This is a genomic window from Pseudomonas sp. dw_358 (assembly GCF_018449655.1).
In the GTDB taxonomy this organism is placed as follows: domain Bacteria; phylum Pseudomonadota; class Gammaproteobacteria; order Pseudomonadales; family Pseudomonadaceae; genus Aquipseudomonas.
Genome location: NZ_JAAVUX010000034.1, coordinates 1 through 3,589, shown reverse-complemented (window position 1 = coordinate 3,589; position 3,589 = coordinate 1). Strand labels below are relative to the sequence as shown.

General features: G+C 53.8%; 4 protein-coding genes and 1 pseudogene. 1 reads left to right on the top strand and 4 read right to left on the bottom strand.

What is annotated here, in order from left to right; translation table 11 throughout:
- Together HB675_RS25555 and tnpB are read right to left on the bottom strand one after the other, a co-directional pair.
- Positions 1-1,101 (bottom strand): IS66 family transposase (locus HB675_RS25555; protein ID WP_213881949.1); only part of this gene is annotated, 1,101 nt, incomplete at its 3' end.
- A 17-nt stretch (positions 1,102-1,118) separates the two neighbouring features.
- Positions 1,119-1,520, bottom strand: coding sequence for an IS66 family insertion sequence element accessory protein TnpB (gene tnpB, locus HB675_RS25550; protein ID WP_256737680.1), 402 nt, complete (start codon positions 1,518-1,520; stop codon positions 1,119-1,121).
- A 40-nt stretch (positions 1,521-1,560) separates the two neighbouring features.
- Here tnpB and HB675_RS25545 point away from each other — a divergent pair.
- Positions 1,561-2,169: pseudogene (locus HB675_RS25545) on the top strand (IS256 family transposase); the annotation flags it as partial.
- A 373-nt stretch (positions 2,170-2,542) separates the two neighbouring features.
- On the opposite strand, the gene HB675_RS25540 reads toward HB675_RS25545, so the two are convergent.
- Positions 2,543-2,971: a DUF4279 domain-containing protein gene (locus HB675_RS25540; protein WP_213881948.1), complete on the bottom strand. Its 429-nt coding sequence runs from the start codon at positions 2,969-2,971 to the stop codon at positions 2,543-2,545.
- Positions 2,968-3,589: RHS repeat-associated core domain-containing protein (locus HB675_RS25535; protein ID WP_213881947.1), on the bottom strand; the 622-nt coding region annotated here is incomplete at its 5' end. The genes HB675_RS25535 and HB675_RS25540, both read right to left, overlap by 4 nt.

The following is a 3,589-nucleotide window of genomic DNA, read 5'->3' as shown; positions in this document are numbered from 1 at the left end:
ACCAATCTTGCGTTCCGCGTCGTCCAACGCCTTCAGGTCGCGTTCGATGCCGTAAAGCTTGTTGATCAGGTTCAGCGCGATATCCGCACGCCCTGTTTTACCTTTAGGCTGCACTTTCTGTGCTTCAACGAACTTGCGACGAGCATGGGCCCAGCATCCTAAACGCTCAACTCCGGCTTGGGCGCCCAACGCGTTGTATCCGGCGTAATCATCGGTCATGACGTAGCCACGATAACCCTCAAGCAGGCGCATAGGCACCTCCTGCGCTCGGCTGGTGGAGTAGTCAAAAAGGATCACCGGCTTATCCGGTGGGCCACCGGTTTGCACCCACATCCACGACTGGCTGCTTGGCTCGCGGTCAGGCTCTTTCAACACCTGTACCCGCGTTTCATCGTAGTGGATGACGCGACTGGCCAACAGGCTATCGCGCATTAAATTCAGCAGCGGCTGGAAGTGCTCTCCGCACTGGATAACCCACCGTGCCAAGATCTGGCGAGGGATATCAATGCCGTGGCGACCCAGCACTTTTTCAAAGCGGTGCAGGGGTAAACCGTCCACATATTTAGTGGTCAGTAGCATCGCCAGAACGCTCGGGCTGGCCATACTTTTTTCAATCACCTGAGCCGGTTTGTCCGCCGTGACCGGTGCAGTCTCGCAGTCGCGGCAACCGTAGACTGTACGGACGTGTTTGATCACCCGTATCTGCATCGGGACGATTTCAAGCTGCTCGCTGATTTCCTCGCCAATGGCGTGTTTGCGGCAGCCGCAGACGCAGGTCAGCTCATGCTCGGGCAGTTCGTGAATCACTTCGATACGCGGGAGATCCGCAGGCAGTGGCTTGCGCTTGCCACGACGCTTGGCGGGTGCGACAACCTCTTCTTCCGTATCTTCGTCGGCAACGTCGGCGATGCTTTCTGCTTCATTGAAGAGAGCCAGCTGAGGTGTCGCAGGATCAGCTGTCTGCTCGGACTTGCGTCCGAACAGGCGCTGACGCAGCAACGCGTTTTCCTCTTCAAGAAAACCGACCCGCGACTGCATCTTCGCAAGCATCTGCTTGAGAAGTTGAAGATCGTCGGGGAGGTTTTCGGGCACGGAACTCATGCCCTGGATTATACCAATCAGGCCACGAATCGCGGCGTCAAAACTTGATGGGGACGGTTACGCCAGAGGTCAAAACCGTCGAGCATCCAGTTGAGTTCCCGGACTGTCAGGACAATCGCTTCGTCGGTCACATCGGGCGATGTTTTGAAACGCTCAGACTCCAGGCGCTTGAGCCAAAGGCAGAAGCCGTTGCGCTCCCAGTACAAGATCTTCACGCGGTTGCGGTGGCGATTGAGGAAGACAAAAAGCACTGGGTCGAAGACCGCGACCTTGATGTCCAGCTCGACCAGGGCAGCCAGGCCGTCAATGGATTTTCGGAAGTCGACGGGCTTGGGGTAGAGATAGACTTTTTCGACTTTTGCATCGGGTCGCATCATGGCGAGGGCTCCTGAGAGAATCGGGAGCACAGCATCGAGCATCAGATAAGCGCTTGGAATGTGGGGTTCATGGAGCGCTTACGAAAATACCGAGGGTGCGAAGTTTTGGATGAAGGTGTTCAACGACCTCAAGACGCGTGGCGTCGAGGACGTGCTGATTGCTGTGACCGATGGCCTCAAGGGCATGCCAGAGGCCCTCAGCGCGGTGTTTCCAGAAACAACACTGCAGACATGCATTGTACATTTGATCCGCAACAGCCTGGACTACGCGGCTTGGGACAAGCGGCGAGCACTAGCCAAGGCGCTGAAGCCGATTTACCAGGCCATCAACGCACAAGCAGCGGAGCAGGCATTGGATGAATTTGAAAACGGGCCCTGGGGCAAGCAGTACCCAACGGTCGTGGCCGCCTGGAGACGCGCTTGGGATCGAGTGATTCCATTCTTTGTTTTCCCGCCCGCCATCCGGAAGGTGATCTATACCACCAACGCGATCGAGAGCATCAATGCTCAGTTACGCAAGATCATCAAGACCCGCGGCCACTTCCCGAACGACGACGCAGCCACCAAACTGATCTGGCTGGGGCTACGAAACATCACGGCGACCTGGGGTTCTGCAGCCCATGACTGGAAAAATGCGATGAATCAATTTGCGATTCTGTACGGGGATCGGTTCATCAGGCCGACCTGGTGAACATCAGGGCCTGCCTGATGACAGGCCATTATCGGCCCCCACACAAAAAATCTGACAGTCCCGCTATCCCCATACTTATCATTTAGGGAGTACTCGATAGCAAACTCGTTAATATCGCCAAAGGTTTTCATTATTCCCCCCAAAAGCTTTAACACTGGATTCGGCACTTTAGCGGCGGGTACAATACCGCTAAAGTGGCTGCCACCAGCATTATCCGGGAAATATCTATAAACATCGCCATTAGCGCCGTTCCCATACCACGAATTCATACCTCCCCTGACCGCATCGCTGTAAACGCTTTCGGCATCAGTGGGCTCAGGTGTCTTCCAGGAGTCAAAAAGCGGACTTTTAGGATCACGGGCCGGGGCCGTGCTTATCCATCAGCCGAAATATTTATAGTGAATTTAATAGGTATGCCAATCTCATTCATTTTAACAATTGTATCCGGTCGAAGAGTGAAGACTAAATTCGTATCAGTGTCACTGTAAGACACTACCGATATAAACAGGTCAAGAAAAAATTCTTCAACGCTAGACAGAGACGACTTTCTTTCGCCAATTAAGTGGTATTTGCGGATCAACTCAACAATAAATTCATCTAGGCTCTCGCTGTAGGATTCCTCTCGCAGCTCCCATAGACCTATGGGCGCCACGATCTCCTCGCCATTAGGAAGAAATTTCAATGCGCCTTTTGATCGCGTTTCGGTAGGGGTCAACCTCAATGCCGAAGAGACTTCCTCCGGATTGAGGTTGTCTCCTTTCGCATATATAGCACTTACAATATAGTATTTTTTATTAATCATTTGCTTTTGACTTCACCTAAGTTATCGATCAAGTCGCCATCTGGACTATACACATCACCAGTTTCAGGATTCACACCAAATGCATCCGTTGCATTACTGCCTCCCGGGCAGCGCTGCTTTATTCCGTGAAATCTCCCTTTCCCTTCTCGAGCGCCCAACCCGTTTCTTTTACCCCACTCAGCGGCACCTTTATCGGCAGGCCATACCCCAGGCGGGTAAGAAGCTTCAAGCGGGGAATTTTTTCCGAGAATCAGATTGGTGACTTTGTCTCCAAGGTAGTACCCGGCCACCGCACCAGCTATTGCACCTACCGCGGTCCCAGCGAGCGGTAGAACTGCGGAACCAGCACTGGCGCCCAATTCTGCTCCTAAAATTGGGTTAGTGCCCCGTTGATCGATATAAGATAGGGGATTTCCACCCACATACCCATAGGTATTGATTCCACCCTCCAACCCGATCGGATCACTCTGCACATACCGCCCCGTCTGCGCATTGTAGTCCCGGTAGTAGTTGTAGCTCAGCTGGCTGGTCGCATCATAGACCTGCCCCGGGAAACGCAGCGCCACCTGGGGCGCATTGCCATCCCCGTCCACATCCTCGTTCGGTGCCCCTACCCCA